The organism is Geobacillus vulcani PSS1 (assembly GCF_000733845.1).
Taxonomy (GTDB): Bacteria; Bacillota; Bacilli; order Bacillales; family Anoxybacillaceae; genus Geobacillus; species Geobacillus vulcani.
In genome coordinates this window covers 1,295,169-1,312,278 of sequence record NZ_JPOI01000001.1, presented here as the reverse complement: position 1 = coordinate 1,312,278, position 17,110 = coordinate 1,295,169, and the positions used below count along the sequence as shown (strand labels likewise).

Genomic DNA, 17,110 nt, shown 5'->3' with positions numbered 1-17,110 from the left:
ATCATTTTCTGTCACCGTATTGGTTTTGATAGAAATGTACATACTCCCCAGCTTTCATTCGTCGCCACCAATCGACATGGTCAATATACCATTGAATGGTTTCTTCAATTCCTTTATCAAGCGTATACTTTGGTTCCCATCCAAGTTCAGTCGTAATTTTCGTAGGGTCAATTGCGTAGCGTCGATCATGCCCAGGACGATCGGCTATATATTTAATTAATGACTTAGAAGCTCCTAATTTTTCAACAATGAAATGGACAATTTCATTGTTTGTTCGCTCATTATGCCCTCCAATGTTGTATATCTCTCCTGACTTCCCTCTATGAATCACTAAATCAATTGCTGAGCAATGATCTTTTACATGAAGCCAGTCGCGCACATTTTGACCATCGCCATAAATAGGAATGTCTTTTCCTTCTATGGCATTTGTAATGATTAATGGGATCAGTTTCTCAGGAAACTGATACGGACCATAATTATTTGAACAACGTGTAATATTTACATTTAATCCATATGTGGCGTGATATGCTCTTACAAGCAAATCGGCACTTGCTTTACTGGCGGAGTAAGGGCTGTTGGGCGCCAATGGTGTTTCCTCAGTAAAATATCCTGTTTCTCCTAAACTTCCATACACTTCATCTGTTGAAATTTGAACATATTTTTGAATTTGATTAGACTTAGCAATATCGAGTAACACTTGTGTACCCAATACATTGGTTTGAACGAAAGCACAAGGATTAGAAATGCTGCGGTCAACGTGCGATTCTGCCGCAAAATTGACAATAACATCAATGTGATAGGTTTTTACGATATAATCAACCAACTGAGCGTTACAAATATCCCCCCTCACAAATAGATAACGTTCGTTTGTTTGCACGTCTTGTAAACTTTCTAAATTTCCTGCATACGTTAACAAGTCATAGTTTACAATTCTATAATCGTGGTACTTATTTAGCATATAGCGAATAAAATTGCTACCGATGAAACCAGCGCCACCAGTCACAAGAATATTCATGATGTCCTCTCCCAAATAAAATTAATATGTGCATTATTCAAAAGCGGAAGGCTCGCATCCTTTTCAGACAAAACGGCCTCTGTTACAGGCCAGTCGATTTTCAAGTCGGGGTCTCTCCAAAAAATTCCTCGATCATATTCTGCTGAATAATATGCATCTACCTTATATTGCACTTCTGTATTCGGTACTAATGTACAAAAGCCATGAGCAAACCCTTTCGGTACGAAAAGTTGCCTTTTATTATGTTCACTTAAAATAAAACTGCGCCATTCGCCAAATGTTGGAGAACCTCTACGAATATCCACAACAACATCGTAAATCACGCCACGTGTGACGCGAACAAGCTTTGCTTGCGCTTGTGGATGCAGTTGATAATGCAACCCTCGTACTGTCCCTGCTTTGATCGAAAGGGAATGATTATCTTGCACGAATCTCACTGAAATACCTAACTGACTTAATACCTGATCATTATAACTTTCCATGAAAAAACCTCGAGTATCTTCATGCACGATAGGCTCTAGTATAATAACCCCATCAAAATCCGTTTCGATTACTCGCACGGAACATCACCTTTTTTAATGTTTCAAGTTTTTATTAAACCATTCACCAAAATCAATGTCTTTTGCTAACTCATTGGCTCGTAAATAAGATGCGTACGTCCCCGCATCCGTCCACCAACCTTTTAATACGTCATATGTCAACTCATTACGGGCAATATAAGCATTATTGACATCAGTAATTTCCAGCTCCCCGCGAGCAGACGGCTTTAACGTTCGAATGATATCAAATACTGTCGCATCATACATATAAATTCCCGTTACCGCATAACTGCTTTTCGGTGTTTTTGGTTTCTCCTCAATATTTTTAATTCGTTCTCCTTCCAATTCCGGAACACCAAAACGTTCTGGATCACTAACCTCTTTAATTAAAATTTTTGCCCCTGTTTGTTGCCTTTTAAAATTTTCTACATAAGGAGCAATACTATCAGAAAAAACATTGTCCCCTAAAATAACTGTCATCAGATCATTACCAACAAACGCTTCACACAATCCAAGCGCCTGGGCAATGCCCCCTGCTTGATCTTGTACTTTATACGTAAACTGAACACCAAACTCTGAACCGCTTCCTAGCAAATTTACAACATCGCCCATATGCTCGCGCCCTGTGACAATTAAAATATCGCTCATTCCTGCTTCCTTCAACTTGTGGATGGCGTGATAAATCATCGGATATTTGCCAACTGGAAGCAAATGTTTATTTGTTACTTTTGTGAGAGGATACAGACGCGAGCCTGTCCCACCTGCGAGGATGATGCCTTTCATCGCAACCCACCTTCAAAATTAATAATCGTTAATCACCTGCACAATTTTGTTAACATGTTCGTCTGTTAAAATCGGTGAAATTGGAAGGCTCAGAACCGTATTATGGATTTCCTCAGTAACAGGTAGTCTTAAACTGTTTAATTCTGAATACGCATTTTGTTTATGTGGTGGAATAGGATAATGAATAATTGTTTGTATTCCATGACTTTGCAAATAATTTTGGAATTCATTCCTGTTGCCGACTCTAACAACAAATAAATGCCAAACGTGAGATAATTTTTTTGACATATCTATATAAGGTAAAATAACTTTGTTGTTTTTTATATGTTTAAGATAATACTCAGCAACTCTTCTTCTCTTCTCGTTTTCCTCATCAAGATACCTCAGTTTAACTCTAAGCACCGCCGCTTGTATTTCATCTAATCGACTATTCACACCTTTGTACAAATTATAATATTTTTCATGTGAACCATAGTTCCTAAGTGCCCTTAACCGTTTTGCTAGCTCATCATCATTTGTTGTAATTGCCCCACCGTCCCCAAGAGCACCGAGGTTTTTGCTAGGGTAAAAGCTAAAAGCCCCTGCATCTCCCAAATTACCTGTCCGTTTTCCGCTATATATAGCTCCATGTGCTTGAGCAGCATCTTCTATAACCTTTAAATTATACTTATTGGCAATCTTCCATATATGCTTCATATCTGCTACTTGACCATATAAATGAACTACGATAATTGCTCTGGTCCTACATGTAATTTTCTCTTCTATTTTATTCGGATCAATATTGTAAGTATTGATATTGGGTTCAACCAGTACAGGTGTAGCACCATTCATAGATACGGCAAGCAAAGTGGCAATATATGTATTTGCAGGTACAATTACCTCATCTCCTTCTTTTATTCCATATCCTCTTAAAATAAGTGACAATGCATCTAGACCATTTGCCACTCCGATTGCATACTTAACACCACAATATCTTGCAAATTCATCTTCAAATTTTTTCACTTGCTCTCCTAAAATATACTGTCCAGATCTCAAAACTTCCTTAATGGCACATTCGATCTCCTTTAAGTAACATTCATTTATTGCTTTTACATCAAGAAATGGAATCACCAAATTTTCATCATCTCCCACATAGTAAAGATCTGTATATGGTATATAAGTCTCTTATTCTAATGTTTCAATATATACATTTCCACTATTAGTTCGAATAAAAGAAGTCATCGTCTCCCAAGGATGCAATGAAACTCTTTTTACTCTTTTCCCATCCACAGACGGAAGTTGAAATTCTTTGAAGATAAGTGCTCTCAATATATTATAAACTTGTCTTTTTTCCAATAGTCTCAGTTGTTTTGAATAAAAATCTTTTGGGAAATAATGGTACAAAAACCTTGGAAAAGACGAAGCCTGTTCACTATCCTGAGGCAGTTTAGTATATTTCCCTTCAACAATAAGAGGAAGGACTTTCTCAATTAAATCACCTGCAACTTCATGATATTTAAAATATAGGTCTCGACAAGTATATTCTTCCCGGATCTCCATTTTGACTTGGGAAATTATATCACCTGTATCTATACCGTTATCTATCTCATGTAAAGTAACGCCGGTCTCATTTTCTCCGAAGACAATGGGCCAAAAAGAAGTCATGGTTCCTCTGTACTTCGGTAATAATGAAAAATGAACGTTAAAAAATTTTGATCCCTCGCCAAAAAACTTTTCATTGAGAATTCTGTCACACTCCACTGATAAGAAAAAAACTTTTTCACCATAAATTTCATGGATATCTTTTATTAATTTACTTCCCAACTTGTTGGCACATTCTTCAAGCGAACTCATAGCCCTGATTCTATCTTCCCCCGGTGAAACATATACTAAGGGGTTAATGCCCATCTTATGAAATACTTCAAGTGCTCGGACCGCAGCATTAAGCTTTCCTCCTAAAACATAAATCATATACAATACTACTCCTTGTCTAATGAACTTTCTCTAAGAACCGCATACTTCTTAAATTCATCGTAATCACGAATGTAATCTAGCTCAGAATAGTAGTCACTAGCTAACACAAGTAAAACGCAATCTGAAGAGAAGTTTTTTATCTCTCTCCAAATTAGCTTATCTATAAAAAGCCCCTTCCTAGGAGAATCCATTTCAAATTCTTGCTTTTTAAATCCATCGTCAACAACCACCGTACAAGACCCACTTACGGCTATAAGAATTTGCTGAAGATTTTTATGTGCATGCACCCCTCTTTTAACGTTAAACTTTGTTCCGAATATATAATATACGCGTTTGATTTCAAAAGGAACTTGTTTATAACTCTCAATAGCGACTAGTGAACCACGGTGATCTCCCATAACTTCAAACTCAAGAAATTTCACATTCATGCTTGAACACTCACTTTACAAAGAGTTTTTTTCAATAGTCATTCATCCTACCATGCAATGCTTTTCAAGTGCTTTTATAGCGTCTTGAAAAACCGAGAAAAACTCATTCAATATTCTACTATTTTTACAAACGAACTCCCTATCATATGTATAACTCCTTATCTTCTCCAACACATGTATGTGTTCATCTATCCATCCTACCAGAAAGGAAGCAACCTCTTCTGAATCCATAAAGTATGCTTCAGACCTTTGGCAATCCTTAAACAATCGATACCACTCTACAGCTCCTAGGATCATATTCGTCACATCATGAGAGTTTTGTGCCGGATGTAATCTAAAATAACTCAGTGGCTCGGATATATAAACAGCCTTACCCTTTTGTAAAAGTGACAACCATGTACTTACATCCGACAGAGGATAATATTTTTTTTTCATATAGCTTCCTAAATCATCTTCTATATCATTCCTCCGAAATAGTACAGTTGTAAACTCCCCTACAACATTTAGCATATGCAGTAACATGTACTTTCCCAATACCTTACCGTCTATCAACGTATCTTGATTGAATAATTTTTTTGTTGCTTTAATAGGGGGCAACAATTCACCTTGCTTATTTATCGTCTGTCTAAATGAAGTAACTAGACATACATCATTAAATTGATGATAATAGTTCATCATTCGGCTAATCTTGTTTGGAGCGAATTTATCGTCGTCAAACAAAAAATTGACAAACTCACCGCTAGCCAGCTCTAAACACCTTTGAGCATTTTCCAATCCTGTAGTTCTCCCTAATCTAGCTTTATTTTTTACATAAGTTAATCGTTTATTACTGTGTTGAGTTTCTAATAATTGATATACCACATCCTTTGTTAAGTGGTTTGTGCTATCATCACAAATGATAATTTCTGTATTTCTATAGGTTTGAGCTAGTACACTCTGTAATGCTTCTTTAAACAATAAGGGACGGTTATAAGTTGGAATGAGTATACTAACTAACGGGAATAAAAAACCTGAATATTCATCCAAAAACAAGTTTCTATAACGCTCATAGCCATTCCGAATATTTACTATGCCACAGTCATGTATACACCAAGGAATAGATTGCTTAGGAACAACTATCAAATATCCTTTTTTCAAATACTCAACACAATGTGATAAGTCGTAAAAATGCCATCCATCAAAAATGTCCTCCCTCCACCGAATATCGTACTGCGTAGCCATTAAAAGACCATCAACAGCCTCTACAGTTTCATATTTATGCTCAATGTCCTGAAAAGCAAGAATAGACAAAGTACCACTATGACTATCAAATACCTTACCGTACTTCTTCTCTGCTTCCCACCATATACCACTAGTTGGTATCTTTTTTGCTCCTATAGTTCCAATAATCCCAATCTGCTTATTTTCATCAAATAGGGCTATAATATCAAAGATAAAATTCTTATTTACTATAAACACATCTTGATGCAAATACACTTTATACTTTGCATCTGTCCTTTTCATTGCTTCATTATATCCGGACGTGATGCTTTTCGCTCCTTCAATAGAAATAATTTCAATTTCATATCCTTCCGGAACATGAAGCGATCTGACGTAACGGACAGATTCTTCATACATTTGCCTGTTATTCACACAATAAATAAAGGCGACTTTTTTGTCATTCATGACGAAGACTCTCCTCTTTTGCAATTTCGAGTAGTTGTAACACTTCCTTATCCGGATGCCGAATTTTTTCCAAAAACGCTTTGGCTAATCCGTACTCTCCGTAAGTAAGAAGCACATAACCTAGATTGTATAACGTATCTATGTTCTCTGGCTCTTGCTCATAAGCAAGTTGTAAATACGGCAATACCTGTTCATGCAGTCCTTGTTCGAAACAAGTGATCGCAATTGCTTGAAGCACTTTTACTTTATGGACAATGCTTGTCTCAATAACTTCCTTGATGAGTTGCTCATTAATTTCGCCACGAGCCAACTGATTAACAAGCGATTGCTTTGTCTCTTCAACGTCAATATCAAATTCGAGGCGACGCAACAAAAAGGCAAGTTGTTGTGCTTTTTTCAACGATTGTTCATTGATCTCCTCAAACAGTTTTTTCACTTCGCCATCCGGTTGACGAATCAATGATAAATAGTGATTCGCTAGCTCTTTTTCGCCATAGGAGTTCAACACAAATGCTAGATTGTATAACGTATCTGTATCATCTGAACACAACTCGAACGCCGCTTGCAAGTACGGCAAAACATGTTCGTGATTGCCTTGTGCAAAATTTTCAATCGCCAGTTCATTCAGCAGTTCGACTGCTTCGTTCATATTCCTTATTGTAGCGACAACTTCAGTGATAGAAATATCATTTAACTGCTCCAAGATTTGGTGACGATCTTTTTTAGAAACAAAATCCCCAATGAGTTCCCTTATATTTGTTTTTTGTTTATTGGCACATACGAGAAACGATTTTGCAGCAAGTAAAAATTGCACTTTTTCCCCGTACAATACTTTTAAATGATCAACTAACCGATGTTTCATGTCATTTTCCGGAGAAAGTAAACCTGTAATAGACATGGATAATGAATGCGACTTAAACAAATCCTCTAATTGGCGTAAACTATAAAAATCCCCACCCGTAAAAGGATTTCGTCCAACAATCAATTGTTCAAGCAACTGAACGTATCCGGTATTTTGTACATGTGCCAAAAACTGTCCGTCCTGTTTTAAATGTTCAACAACGAAACAAAGTAAATGGTCATCTAACGGGATCGTGCGGCTACTATATAAAATAAGATCAAACATCTGTTTCTTTATTTGAGTATCGTCTAAATCGCAAGCTACATATGCATATCGCTGTGCTTCTTTGATAGCAAATGCATTTTGTTCTACACCATACAGCGCTGCTTGAGGATATTCATGTTTTATTTTTAACAACGTTGCCCCTGCCCCACAGCCGATGTGTAACACATTGATAGCACGGTGATGATCCATCCCAACTCGACTCAACATCTCCAAATCGATAGCGTACGCATCAATATCAACACCCCATTTCTTTTCAAACTTCTTTTGATTTTCTCGCAACAACTTCGAATAACCGCTACTGTCGTCTTTCCATGATACACTACCGTAATGGTGGACAAACGTATCGTTACAAAGCATTAAGCGATAACCGGCCTGTCGCAAACGAACAGAATAATCGTCATCTTCAAAGTTTCCTGGGGTAAAGCGCTCGTCCAACAGCCCGACTTTCTCTATTGCCTCTTTTTTAATGAGCAAACAGAATCCAATTAACTTTAATCGTTCTTCCCATTTATTTGGATCTAAAACATTATGTTGGGAAGCGAACTCATGCATTTCATCGATCGACGTATAACGAACGGGAATGGTTGAATAATAAGCCGCAGAATTTGTAACTGGCCCGACCGCTCCAATATCATCAGCGCTGTATAAACAAGCTAACAAATGATCAAGCCAATGTTTTGTCACAACCACATCGTTATTTAGTAAAAGAATGTTTTCCCCTTCTGCAATCTGTATTCCCTGGTTGCACCCTTTAGGGAAACCAACATTTTTAGCATTAAAAATTGTTCGTATATCTTTTTGTGACTGCAACCATTCCACCGTTCCGTCCGTAGAACGGTTATCAACAACGATAATTTCGTACGTACCTTCTCTTGTATATTGGCGAATGCTTTCTATACATTGTTTTGTATAGTCTAGCTTATTGTGAGTTAGTATAACGATACTTGTTTTCATTGTCCTCTTCCTTTTATCTTTCTTTTTCCTTTAACCATTCGCTATCTGGATACAACTGTTTCGCTTGTTGGACCATTTTCTTTTTTTCCTCATCCATTCCACATATGGTCATTAACTCAATAACATATTTGTACAGCCGAAAATCATGATGACCAAGGCTAATGGCTAACATTCCATATTGCATTGCCTCTATGGCTTCATTTTTTACTGCCAAAGCCTCGATCACATTCACAAACGACTCCGCATCCCACTTGTTCATATTCTCAACTGAACGGTACAATTGAAACGCCAGCTCCATAAATTCATAACGATGGAGTAAATGGGCAATTTGAATATGAATATTCTCGGGAAATTTACCCTTTAAGGCAAGAAGCTGTTCAAATAGCTCATACTCTTTTAACTGAATCGTCCTCTCAAGTAAAAGCAGGTAAAACGTCGGTTCAGGCGTTTCCTCATACTCGTTCATCATGAACAATAAAAACTCTTTTTCTCTGTGTTCAGAAACAAGATGAAATAAGAGGCGAACAACATCGAGCTGATTCGTTTTAAACGCGGCTACTAATAGATCATACGAGTCTAAACTCCCTGAACGAACATATGTCTGCAGATCAGCTACAGAGCTTTTCAATATTTGCTGCAACGCTTCGTCATATCGTTTTTGTAATATATTTACTTTGATTTCGAACCCGCGCTGAATGACTTCATCACCTAGTTTTGCTGCAAGCGAGCACATCACTTTTTCTAAATGTAAATTCGAGGCAATGCGGGCAATTAGCGAAACGGCGAATAAATCGTTTGCTAACTGTTTATTTTCGATAAATTGGACAATCTCCTCTTCACTATGAGCGCGAGCGAGCAATTGCAATATGTGGTAAAGCGCTTCATAGCTTTTCCGATTAAACGAAAGCGCACAAGAAAAATGGTATATTGCTTTTTGTAAATTTCCTTTATGTTTGTAAATATGGCCCAGTAACATATGCGGATCGTACTCGACGTATTCAACTGTTTTAATCGTGTAAGGATATTTGTTTTTATTTTCGAGCAAGTACTCTAGTTGTTGTGCAGCATCGTCATAGCGATGTTGCAAATAGTAAATTTCCCCACGCAAAAATTGAAAATCAGCGGTTTCGCTATATAAGTTTTCAGCGTCAGCAATAACCCGCAAAGCGTCATCAAACCGTTGCAAATATTTCAAGCATAAAATAATTTGCACAAGACAGTACGAAACCCAACTTAACCGAATATCTTTTTTATGTTGATACGCCTGAATAAATGATTGTAGCGCTTGTTCTACTTCACCTTTTGAAAGATATTCATTTCCCAAGTTGAAATAATCGAAAGCAACGCTGTCACCTGCTTGTATTTCACGCTCAATCAGTGGAGCATTTCGATCATGTTTTTTCTTTTCTGTCACTACATAAGACATATACCCCGTATGATAAACGGTTAAAATACCTTGCTCAGCTTGAACATATTCACCATTCGTCTTTCGCAACTGCTCATGAATGGAACGATCGTACTGTAAATGTGGCAAATTGCGATAAATACGCGTATGGCGATGTTGAAGCACACGCTCACCGTATGTCCCCATAAAGTTATAGATGTTCACGTCATACGCTTCAACACCATTATCAGCCTGTTTTAATACTTGTATCATTTCTTGCAAATTCGTACGATCAACATACTCATCTGCATCTAATACGAGAATCCACTCCCCTGTCGCATGTTGTTGAGCAAAGTTGCGCGCAGCGGCAAAGCTGTTCGTCCACTCAAAATGATATACTTTGTCCGTATATTTTAACGCAATTTCTTTTGTTGAATCAGTTGAACCTGTATCGACGATTACAATTTCATCAACAATTCCATATACAGAATCTAAACAACGTTGTAACACTTTTTCTTCATTTTTCACGATCATACATAATGATAAAAATGGCTTCATCATATTCTTCCTTCTTTCTTCATTCATGTATCCATCTACTGTTTATATCGGATGAAAGGGTAAGGATGTGAAGGGGGAAGGTAAAAAGCAATATGTCATATGATTCAATGTAGCGATTGGCCAGTTGTTTATAAATGTAAAGAGCTAAAAAAGAGGCCTTAGAAAAACTAAGACCTCTTTTCGCTTTATTAACGGAGTAATTGCAATACCCCTTGCGGTTGTTGGTTGGCTTGCCATGCCGCAACGTCTTTCGAACGTTGTGTAGACTACATCTTCACCCTCAGCTTCACCTGTTAGGGGCTGGGCGCTTCGGGTCGGCCTCGGCCTCCCCTACGGGCTTCATCACCATAGCACTCGCCGTAGGTGGTATGCCCTAGTCGTTGAACCTTCTCCACCCTTTCGGGACAGGAGCTTGGCTGCTGATTGCCCAATCCTTCGGCTTTTTCCGCCCTCACGTCTGCCGTTTCCAGCTCCGTTGTGGCGCCAAAGGCTCTCAGGGCTTCCCAGCAATTCACCCAGTCATCCTCTTAGCCGTTTCCAGCTAAGACGCCCGCCAAACCAGCCTACCGAAGCAGCTGCAACACCGCCTGCGGCAGTTGGTTTGATTGAGCCAACATCGCCTGTGCTGCTTGAGTAAGAATGTTGTTTTTCGTAAACTCCATCATTTCTTTGGCCATATCTACGTCGCGAATACGAGATTCTGCAGCTGTTAAGTTTTCTGCAGAAGTCGACAAATTGTTGATAGTGTGCTCTAAACGATTTTGAAGAGCCCCGAGTTTTGAACGTTCTTTCGATACAGCATTAATTGCGTTATCAATATTTTGAATTGCTGTACTTGCCAACGCATTGTTAGCCACAGAAATAGCGCTAGTAGTAACAGTAAGTGCAGATGAGTTCATTGTAGCAATGCTAAAAGTAATAATTTGACCATTATTTGCTCCGACTTGGAATGTACCTGTAAATGAACCATCTAATAAGTTTTGAGTGTTGAACTGTGTTGTATTAGAAATCCGATCAATTTCCGCAATCAATTGATTTAACTCATCTTGTATATTATTGCGATCTATAGTTGTATTTGTATCGTTCGCACCTTGCACTGCTAACTCGCGCATACGTTGAAGGATTGCATGTGTTTCATTTAAAGCCCCTTCTGCTGTTTGGATCAGCGAGATCGCGTCTTGCGAGTTCTTAGCAGCCATCTCCAACCCACGAATTTGCCCGCGCATTTTTTCGGAGATCGCCAGACCTGCTGCGTCGTCGCCCGCGCGGTTGATGCGCAGACCGGAAGACAGTTTTTCCATGTTTTTCGCTGCGGCGCCTTGACCGATCGTCAGTTGGCGATACGTGTTCAACGCCGCGATGTTGTGGTTGATTCGCATGTTCTCTTCCTCCTTGAATGATGTTTTTCCACGTCCTTGTGGAACGCGCTGGCATGGGGCGAAAGTCGGCCGCCTTTCGCCGTATGCCGCGCTCACTTTTTATATCGGCGCGTTTTTTGGAAGTTTAATAGAGAACGAGAAAAAATTTTTTCATCGGGACGAAAAAAGCGCCGCTTGGGCGCTTCGGGTTATGGTTGTTTCCATTGTTTCAGCTTGGCGGTCAATGCGGCGAGCGACGCTTCCGGCGCTTCGGAGGCGGCGCTGTTTTCCGCTTGAATGGCGAGGTACACTTCTTTGCGATGGATGTCGATGTGCTTGGGCGCGTTGATGCCAAGTTTCACTTGATCGCCTTGAATGGCGAGGACGGTGATTTCGATGTCATCGCCGATTTGGATCGCTTCTTTCAATTTGCGCGTTAAGACAAGCATCGGGCCGCCCCCTTTATGTCGCCACTTTATCCGGGAAGAGGCGATGTTTCGTTTTGTACGCGGTGTTCGTTAAGATCACTTGCTTGCCGGTTCGTTGGCGAACGTTGATGACGACAGGCGCCTGCAAGTTCGCCGTCGTCTCGTGAAACGGGTCGGCGACGGTGAGGATCACGTACACCGCGACGTCGCGTTCGCTTTCGATCTCAAGCTGTTCCACCGTTGCCTCGTCGAGTTCAAACTCGTACGATGGAAAGTAGGAAAACGGCTCGATCAACACAAACCCGAGCGCGGGCGTCTCGACCGACTGCAAGATGACAAACGGCGTGTCGGCGAGCGGGAGAAGAACGAACCGCTTCTCGTTTGCGAATCCGGGCAGGCCGTGGGGGAAGCGGACGATATCCTGTTCAGCGATGTCAATCTCACCATGATATTTTGTCCGTACATTCATGTTTTCACACCTTTTCAAATCAACATATCAAAATGGACGCCGACAAAGCGCAAATGGGCAAAATCAATGTCCAGCGACGGGCGCTGGGCGAGGCGAATCGCCACCTCGCCCGGCGTGTAGCGAATGATCGGCGAATGCGTGCGGGCGCGGATGATTGGTTTGTGTGTCTCAAAGCGAATATCCACATCCGCCGGGGTATAGGATATGCGAACGCTGAACGGGGATGGCACCCAGCCGATGTTGAATTCGTACATCGGCGATTCGCTGTTTTCTTTCGCCTGCTCGGCGATCGGGTTGCCGCCGTCCTCGATGCGCATGAGCTCGTCCCCTTGGCGAGAGACGCGGGCCAGTCCGTCCAGCCAATCGCTGTATCCTTGTTCGGCAAACTTTTCGATGCGGCGAAAGATATGTTCCAAATTCATGTCTTCCCACGCTTTTGTCTGGTCAATCGTCAGCTTGGCCGGCGTCGTACGGATCGTGAGTCGGGCCGGGGGTTGCTCGATTTCCAACTCGGCAGGCGGCTGTTGGATTTTCAGTTTCGCCGGAACGGTTTCGATGGCGATTTTCGCCATCGTTGACTGCAGGCGGATTTGCGGCAGCTGCATCGTCATTTCCCCCTTACCCGCTTAGCGCAAAAAGTCGAGCAGCGTCGGCTGGATGATGCGGGCGCCGACGCCGAGGGCGGCGCGGTGCACGCTTTCCTGTGTTTTTAAATCAGTGATGACCCGTTCGATATCGGCGTCTTCGTTGTTGGATAAAATTTGTTGGGCGATGACTTCCTGTTCATCGACGCGCGCCTCCATCAGCTCAAGGCGGTTGTTTCGCGCGCCAAGCTCGGCCCGCTCGGCCAAGACGTTGTCAATGTGTTTGTCCATATACGATAAATAAACGTTCAGCTCTTGGCCGCTCTTGCCGGCTTCCAGGTCATTCACAAGCGCTTCTAAATCGCTGAACAGCCCTTGTCCCGGAGTCGCGCTGTACGTAAAGACGCGCGTCGGATTGACGTTAACCGGTAGCTCGATGCCTTTTAACAGCTCGATTTTCACTTGTTCTGTGTTCGTCGACACTTTGTTCACTGGGTCGTCCAAATTGACCGGCGGATGAAGGGTGTCCGTGCCGTTAAAAATGTATTTGCCCGCGATTTGCGTGTTGGCAATGGAAACCAAATGGTCTTTTAGCTCATCGATCTCTTTTGCGATATGCGCGCGCTGTGATTGTTCATACGTATCGTTGCTGGCTTGGACAACGAGCTCGCGAATGCGCTGGAGCACTTGCGTCGCTTCGTTGAGCGCCGAGTCGGACGCATCGATCCAGTTATGGGCTTCGGAGAAATTGCGTTTAAACTGCTCGACCTCGGTTAAGTTCGTCCGGTAGGCCATTCCTTTAATGGCCACGACCGGGTCATCGGACGGACGGGTGATTTTTTTGCCGGTTGACAGCTGGTCTTGAATTTTGCCGAGTCGCTCGTAGCTTTGGCTCAAGTTACGCAACATATTTTGCGTCAGCATGGATTGCGTGACACGCATCGTCATTCACCTACCTTCCGACAATTCCCATGCCGTTAATGATTTTATCGAGCATCTCATCGATCGTCGTAATCGTGCGCGCCGCCGCGTTGTAGGCGTGCTGAAACCGAATCATGTTCGTCATTTCCTCATCGAGCGACACCCCGCTGACGGACTGGCGCCGTTCCTCCACCGACTGGCGGAGCACTTCGGAGTTGTTGACGAGGCGGTTCGCCTGTTGGGCATCGACCGCCAGCTGACCGATCATGCTTTCGTAATACGCCTGCAGCGTGCCTGCCGTGATTGGATACGAGACCGATGGTGCCGGATCTTGCAAGTTGGCAAAATTGCTGTTTTTGACATTGGCGAGACGAATGGCGTTGAAGCCGTTCCCCGGTTCGTTCGGCGCCGATGAAGCGGCGATGTTGTTTAAATCATCGATATTGGATGACAATTGGATCGCTTTCGCTGCCCCATCCACTTGCGTCAAATCCGTGAAAAACAATCCTCCCGGGTTGCTCGGGCTTAGCGTATACCCCGTTTGGTGCACTTCGTTAAACCGCTTGGCGAACGAATACGCGAGGGTATCGAGCTTTTTCAACATATCGGGATAAATGCCTTTGACACCGCTTCCGTCATCATATCCGTAGGCCTCGATCAACCCTTTCAACTTGCCGGAGGCGACAAACGGGATGGAAGATCCTCCAAGCGACAGTCCGGTAAGCGGGCCGGTTGGCGTCTCCGGGGCAGCGCTAGCGCTCGGCGATACGGACAGCGTCCGATATCCTTGGGTGCCATTCACCAACAGCTGGCGCTGGCCGTTGCCATCCAAAATATAAACATCATAAGCACCTTCCGCTATGTTCAGCGCTTTGCCTCCGCTTGGCCGCGGCTCGACTTCGATTTTGACGAGCGCGGACAGTTCATCGAGCAGTCGGTCGCGCTCATCATACAAATCGTTCGGCAAGTAGCCGTGCGGTTCGACTTCGGCAATTTGTTGGTTGATTTTATACAGCTGTTCCGCGATCGAGTTGATCGATTTGACGGTCACTTGAATTTCATTGGCGAGATCGTTTTGAATCGAAGTCAACGAATCGGCCAAATAATGAAACGTCTCGACCACTGCCAGTCCGCGCTGGCGCACGACCGAGCGGGCCCCTGTGTTTTCCGGGTTTGCACTTAAATCTTGGAGCGCCTGCCAAAATTGATCCATGGTTTTCGACAAACCGCTGTCGGACGGTTCGTTCATAATGTCCTCCATTTTTTTTAACGCATCGGCTTGGGCTTGCCAATAGCCGAGCTTGTTGTTCTCGCCGCGGTATTGCCAGTCAAAAAAGCGGTCGCGCACCCGCTCAATCGACCCCGCCTCGACCCCCGTCCCCATCTGTCCCGGAATTTGCGGGCGGTTCATGGACGCCGGCGGGTACGGCTCGCTTTGGACAAAGTTGACGCGCTGGCGTGAATAGCCGGGCGTGTTGGCGTTGGCAATGTTATGGCCGGTCGTGTACAGCGCCATTTGCTGCACGGCCATGCCGCGCTTGGCGACTTCCAGCCCGTGAAATGTTGATCCCATCGTGCTCCTCCTTTTCCCTTCCAATACTTGGGATGGTTCTGTTTAGCGGCTCCAGTTGTTTTCCTTTTGGCCGCCCGTCGGATCGTTGCTATGCTTTCGAATCAAAGAGTGAACGCGCACGCTCATACGAGGCGGTGTTCTGATTTGGCGCCGTATAGGTCACGTTGGGCGGCTGCGGCAGCCATTGATCAAGCATTAGGGTCACCCACTGAAGAGACTGGCGGATGAGCTGCCCGTTCAGCTCGTTGGCCGCCTGAAGTTCGCGAATGACGGCAAGCAGCTCGTCCGCCAACTGTTCAACTTTTTGCCGCTCCTCCCCGCCTATTTTCGGCAGGCAATCGGCTAATGATGGCGGATTCTCATCGTCAGACCATGCGGCAACGAGCTGTGCCCGCTCGCGCTCGAGCTGCTGGATGGCGGCAATCGCCGTTTGTTCTTTTTGGATCAGCTGCATTAATCCGTCCGTATCGCCTCGTTTTAATACGTCCGTTTTTTGATAGGCCAATTGAAGCAAATGCCGGTGCAGCACCAAGTGCCGGTCAAGGATCGCCATCAGCTGCAGCGCTGGCGCACGCTGTTCATCATCGGTTCGCTGATTTTCTATCCTTGTGTTCATTGGCCATCGCCCTTATAGAACTTGTATAGTTTCTCCGCAATGGCGCGGGCATCGATCTCATACGTTCCGTTGTCGATTTGCTCCTTCAACCGGCGCACTTTCTCTTCCCGCTCGGCAGCCCAAGTGGAGCGTTGCTGCAGCTCTTTTGCCTCCTCAGAAATTTCGACGCGATCCCGCCGCCCGGGTTGCCCTGTTTTTCCTTGTAAGGTGCCCGAGTACTGACGGTAAGGATGAACGCCAATCAAAAACCGGTGATCGATTCTCACTGCGATTCCTCCTATCCGTTCCGCACGTTGTTGTCTTACTACTATTATCGGTCAATCCATTCATTTGTTTAGCGGCCATTTCGTTCTTTGTCGGTGTAATACGTGCGAAACACTTGTTTTTTCTTCTGTTCTTCTTCTTTTTTCACCATTTCCAGCTGCCTTTGCAAATCTTTTGAACAGTCGGCGCACATTCTGCCTTCGCGGATCAGCTTACCGCAACGGTCGCACGGATATCCTAAGTTCGGCAGCTGCGCCAACGTTAATCGGCCGCTTTTGATGAATTTGACCAACAACGTTTCAGGCACGCCTGTCGCCTCGACAATTTGCTCCATCGTTGCCAGCCGGTTTTCCCGGCGCCGCAAAAATTGGACCACGGTTTGAAATTGCCGTTCTTCTTCTTCATGACAAGACGGGCAAATATCGCGAAACGGCGAGCGGACAAACAGACGGCCGCAAACCGGACAATTTTCTAAATCCATTCTTCTCCCCC

Annotated in this window: 18 protein-coding genes; all 18 read right to left on the bottom strand. The window is 43.3% G+C overall.

Annotated elements, in window-relative coordinates:
- Window position 1 precedes the first annotated feature (1 nt).
- Entirely contained in the window at window positions 2–1,015 is a 1,014-nt protein-coding gene (rfbB, locus tag N685_RS0106985) for a dTDP-glucose 4,6-dehydratase (RefSeq protein ID WP_031407034.1), read from the bottom strand.
- Entirely contained in the window at window positions 1,012–1,575 is a 564-nt protein-coding gene (gene rfbC, locus N685_RS0106980; RefSeq protein ID WP_031407032.1) for a dTDP-4-dehydrorhamnose 3,5-epimerase, read from the bottom strand. The genes rfbB and rfbC overlap by 4 nt, the downstream gene beginning before the upstream one ends.
- A gap of 15 nt (window positions 1,576–1,590) precedes the next feature.
- A complete protein-coding gene (locus N685_RS0106975) occupies window positions 1,591–2,337 on the bottom strand; it encodes a sugar phosphate nucleotidyltransferase (RefSeq protein ID WP_031407030.1) in 747 nt (248 codons plus the stop codon).
- 18 nt (window positions 2,338–2,355) lie between these two features.
- Window positions 2,356–3,447, bottom strand: coding sequence for a DegT/DnrJ/EryC1/StrS family aminotransferase (locus N685_RS0106970; RefSeq protein ID WP_031407028.1), 1,092 nt, complete (start codon window positions 3,445–3,447; stop codon window positions 2,356–2,358).
- A 54-nt stretch (window positions 3,448–3,501) separates the two neighbouring features.
- On the bottom strand, window positions 3,502–4,287 hold the full coding sequence (locus N685_RS18620) for a formyltransferase family protein (protein ID WP_031407026.1): 786 nt from the start codon (window positions 4,285–4,287) through the stop codon (window positions 3,502–3,504).
- Between the two features lie 8 nt (window positions 4,288–4,295).
- On the bottom strand, window positions 4,296–4,718 hold the full coding sequence (locus N685_RS0106960) for a sugar 3,4-ketoisomerase (protein ID WP_031407024.1): 423 nt from the start codon (window positions 4,716–4,718) through the stop codon (window positions 4,296–4,298).
- Between the two features lie 42 nt (window positions 4,719–4,760).
- The gene (locus N685_RS18320; RefSeq protein ID WP_051870807.1) at window positions 4,761–6,383 is read right to left on the bottom strand and encodes a glycosyltransferase; all 1,623 of its coding nucleotides are present in this window, start codon (window positions 6,381–6,383) and stop codon (window positions 4,761–4,763) included.
- Window positions 6,376–8,463 carry a glycosyltransferase gene (locus N685_RS18615; RefSeq protein ID WP_051870806.1) on the bottom strand — a complete coding sequence of 696 codons (2,088 nt, stop codon included), beginning with the start codon at window positions 8,461–8,463 and terminating at the stop codon, window positions 6,376–6,378. Before N685_RS18615 ends, N685_RS18320 begins: the two co-directional genes overlap by 8 nt.
- A gap of 13 nt (window positions 8,464–8,476) precedes the next feature.
- Window positions 8,477–10,405: a glycosyltransferase gene (locus N685_RS0106945; RefSeq protein ID WP_237746882.1), complete on the bottom strand. Its 1,929-nt coding sequence runs from the start codon at window positions 10,403–10,405 to the stop codon at window positions 8,477–8,479.
- A gap of 563 nt (window positions 10,406–10,968) precedes the next feature.
- Window positions 10,969–11,784: a flagellin Hag gene (gene hag / locus N685_RS0106940; RefSeq protein ID WP_031407016.1), complete on the bottom strand. Its 816-nt coding sequence runs from the start codon at window positions 11,782–11,784 to the stop codon at window positions 10,969–10,971.
- 188 nt (window positions 11,785–11,972) lie between these two features.
- Window positions 11,973–12,212, bottom strand: coding sequence for a carbon storage regulator CsrA (gene csrA / locus N685_RS0106935; RefSeq protein WP_031407014.1), 240 nt, complete (start codon window positions 12,210–12,212; stop codon window positions 11,973–11,975).
- A gap of 13 nt (window positions 12,213–12,225) precedes the next feature.
- Window positions 12,226–12,660, bottom strand: a complete 435-nt coding sequence (fliW, locus tag N685_RS0106930) for a flagellar assembly protein FliW (protein ID WP_031407012.1) — start codon at window positions 12,658–12,660, stop codon at window positions 12,226–12,228.
- Window positions 12,661–12,674: 14 nt separating this feature from the next.
- Complete coding sequence (locus N685_RS0106925) at window positions 12,675–13,265, bottom strand: DUF6470 family protein (RefSeq protein WP_031407010.1); 591 nt, start codon at window positions 13,263–13,265, stop codon at window positions 12,675–12,677.
- 21 nt (window positions 13,266–13,286) lie between these two features.
- Window positions 13,287–14,186: a flagellar hook-associated protein FlgL gene (flgL, locus tag N685_RS0106920; protein WP_031407008.1), complete on the bottom strand. Its 900-nt coding sequence runs from the start codon at window positions 14,184–14,186 to the stop codon at window positions 13,287–13,289.
- A gap of 10 nt (window positions 14,187–14,196) precedes the next feature.
- The gene (flgK, locus tag N685_RS0106915) at window positions 14,197–15,738 is read right to left on the bottom strand and encodes a flagellar hook-associated protein FlgK (RefSeq protein ID WP_031407007.1); all 1,542 of its coding nucleotides are present in this window, start codon (window positions 15,736–15,738) and stop codon (window positions 14,197–14,199) included.
- 88 nt (window positions 15,739–15,826) lie between these two features.
- Entirely contained in the window at window positions 15,827–16,354 is a 528-nt protein-coding gene (locus N685_RS0106910; protein ID WP_051870805.1) for a flagellar protein FlgN, read from the bottom strand.
- The gene (flgM, locus tag N685_RS0106905; protein ID WP_031407003.1) at window positions 16,351–16,620 is read right to left on the bottom strand and encodes a flagellar biosynthesis anti-sigma factor FlgM; all 270 of its coding nucleotides are present in this window, start codon (window positions 16,618–16,620) and stop codon (window positions 16,351–16,353) included. Before flgM ends, N685_RS0106910 begins: the two co-directional genes overlap by 4 nt.
- A gap of 68 nt (window positions 16,621–16,688) precedes the next feature.
- On the bottom strand, window positions 16,689–17,099 hold the full coding sequence (locus tag N685_RS0106900; protein WP_031407001.1) for a TIGR03826 family flagellar region protein: 411 nt from the start codon (window positions 17,097–17,099) through the stop codon (window positions 16,689–16,691).
- Window positions 17,100–17,110 lie beyond the last annotated feature (11 nt).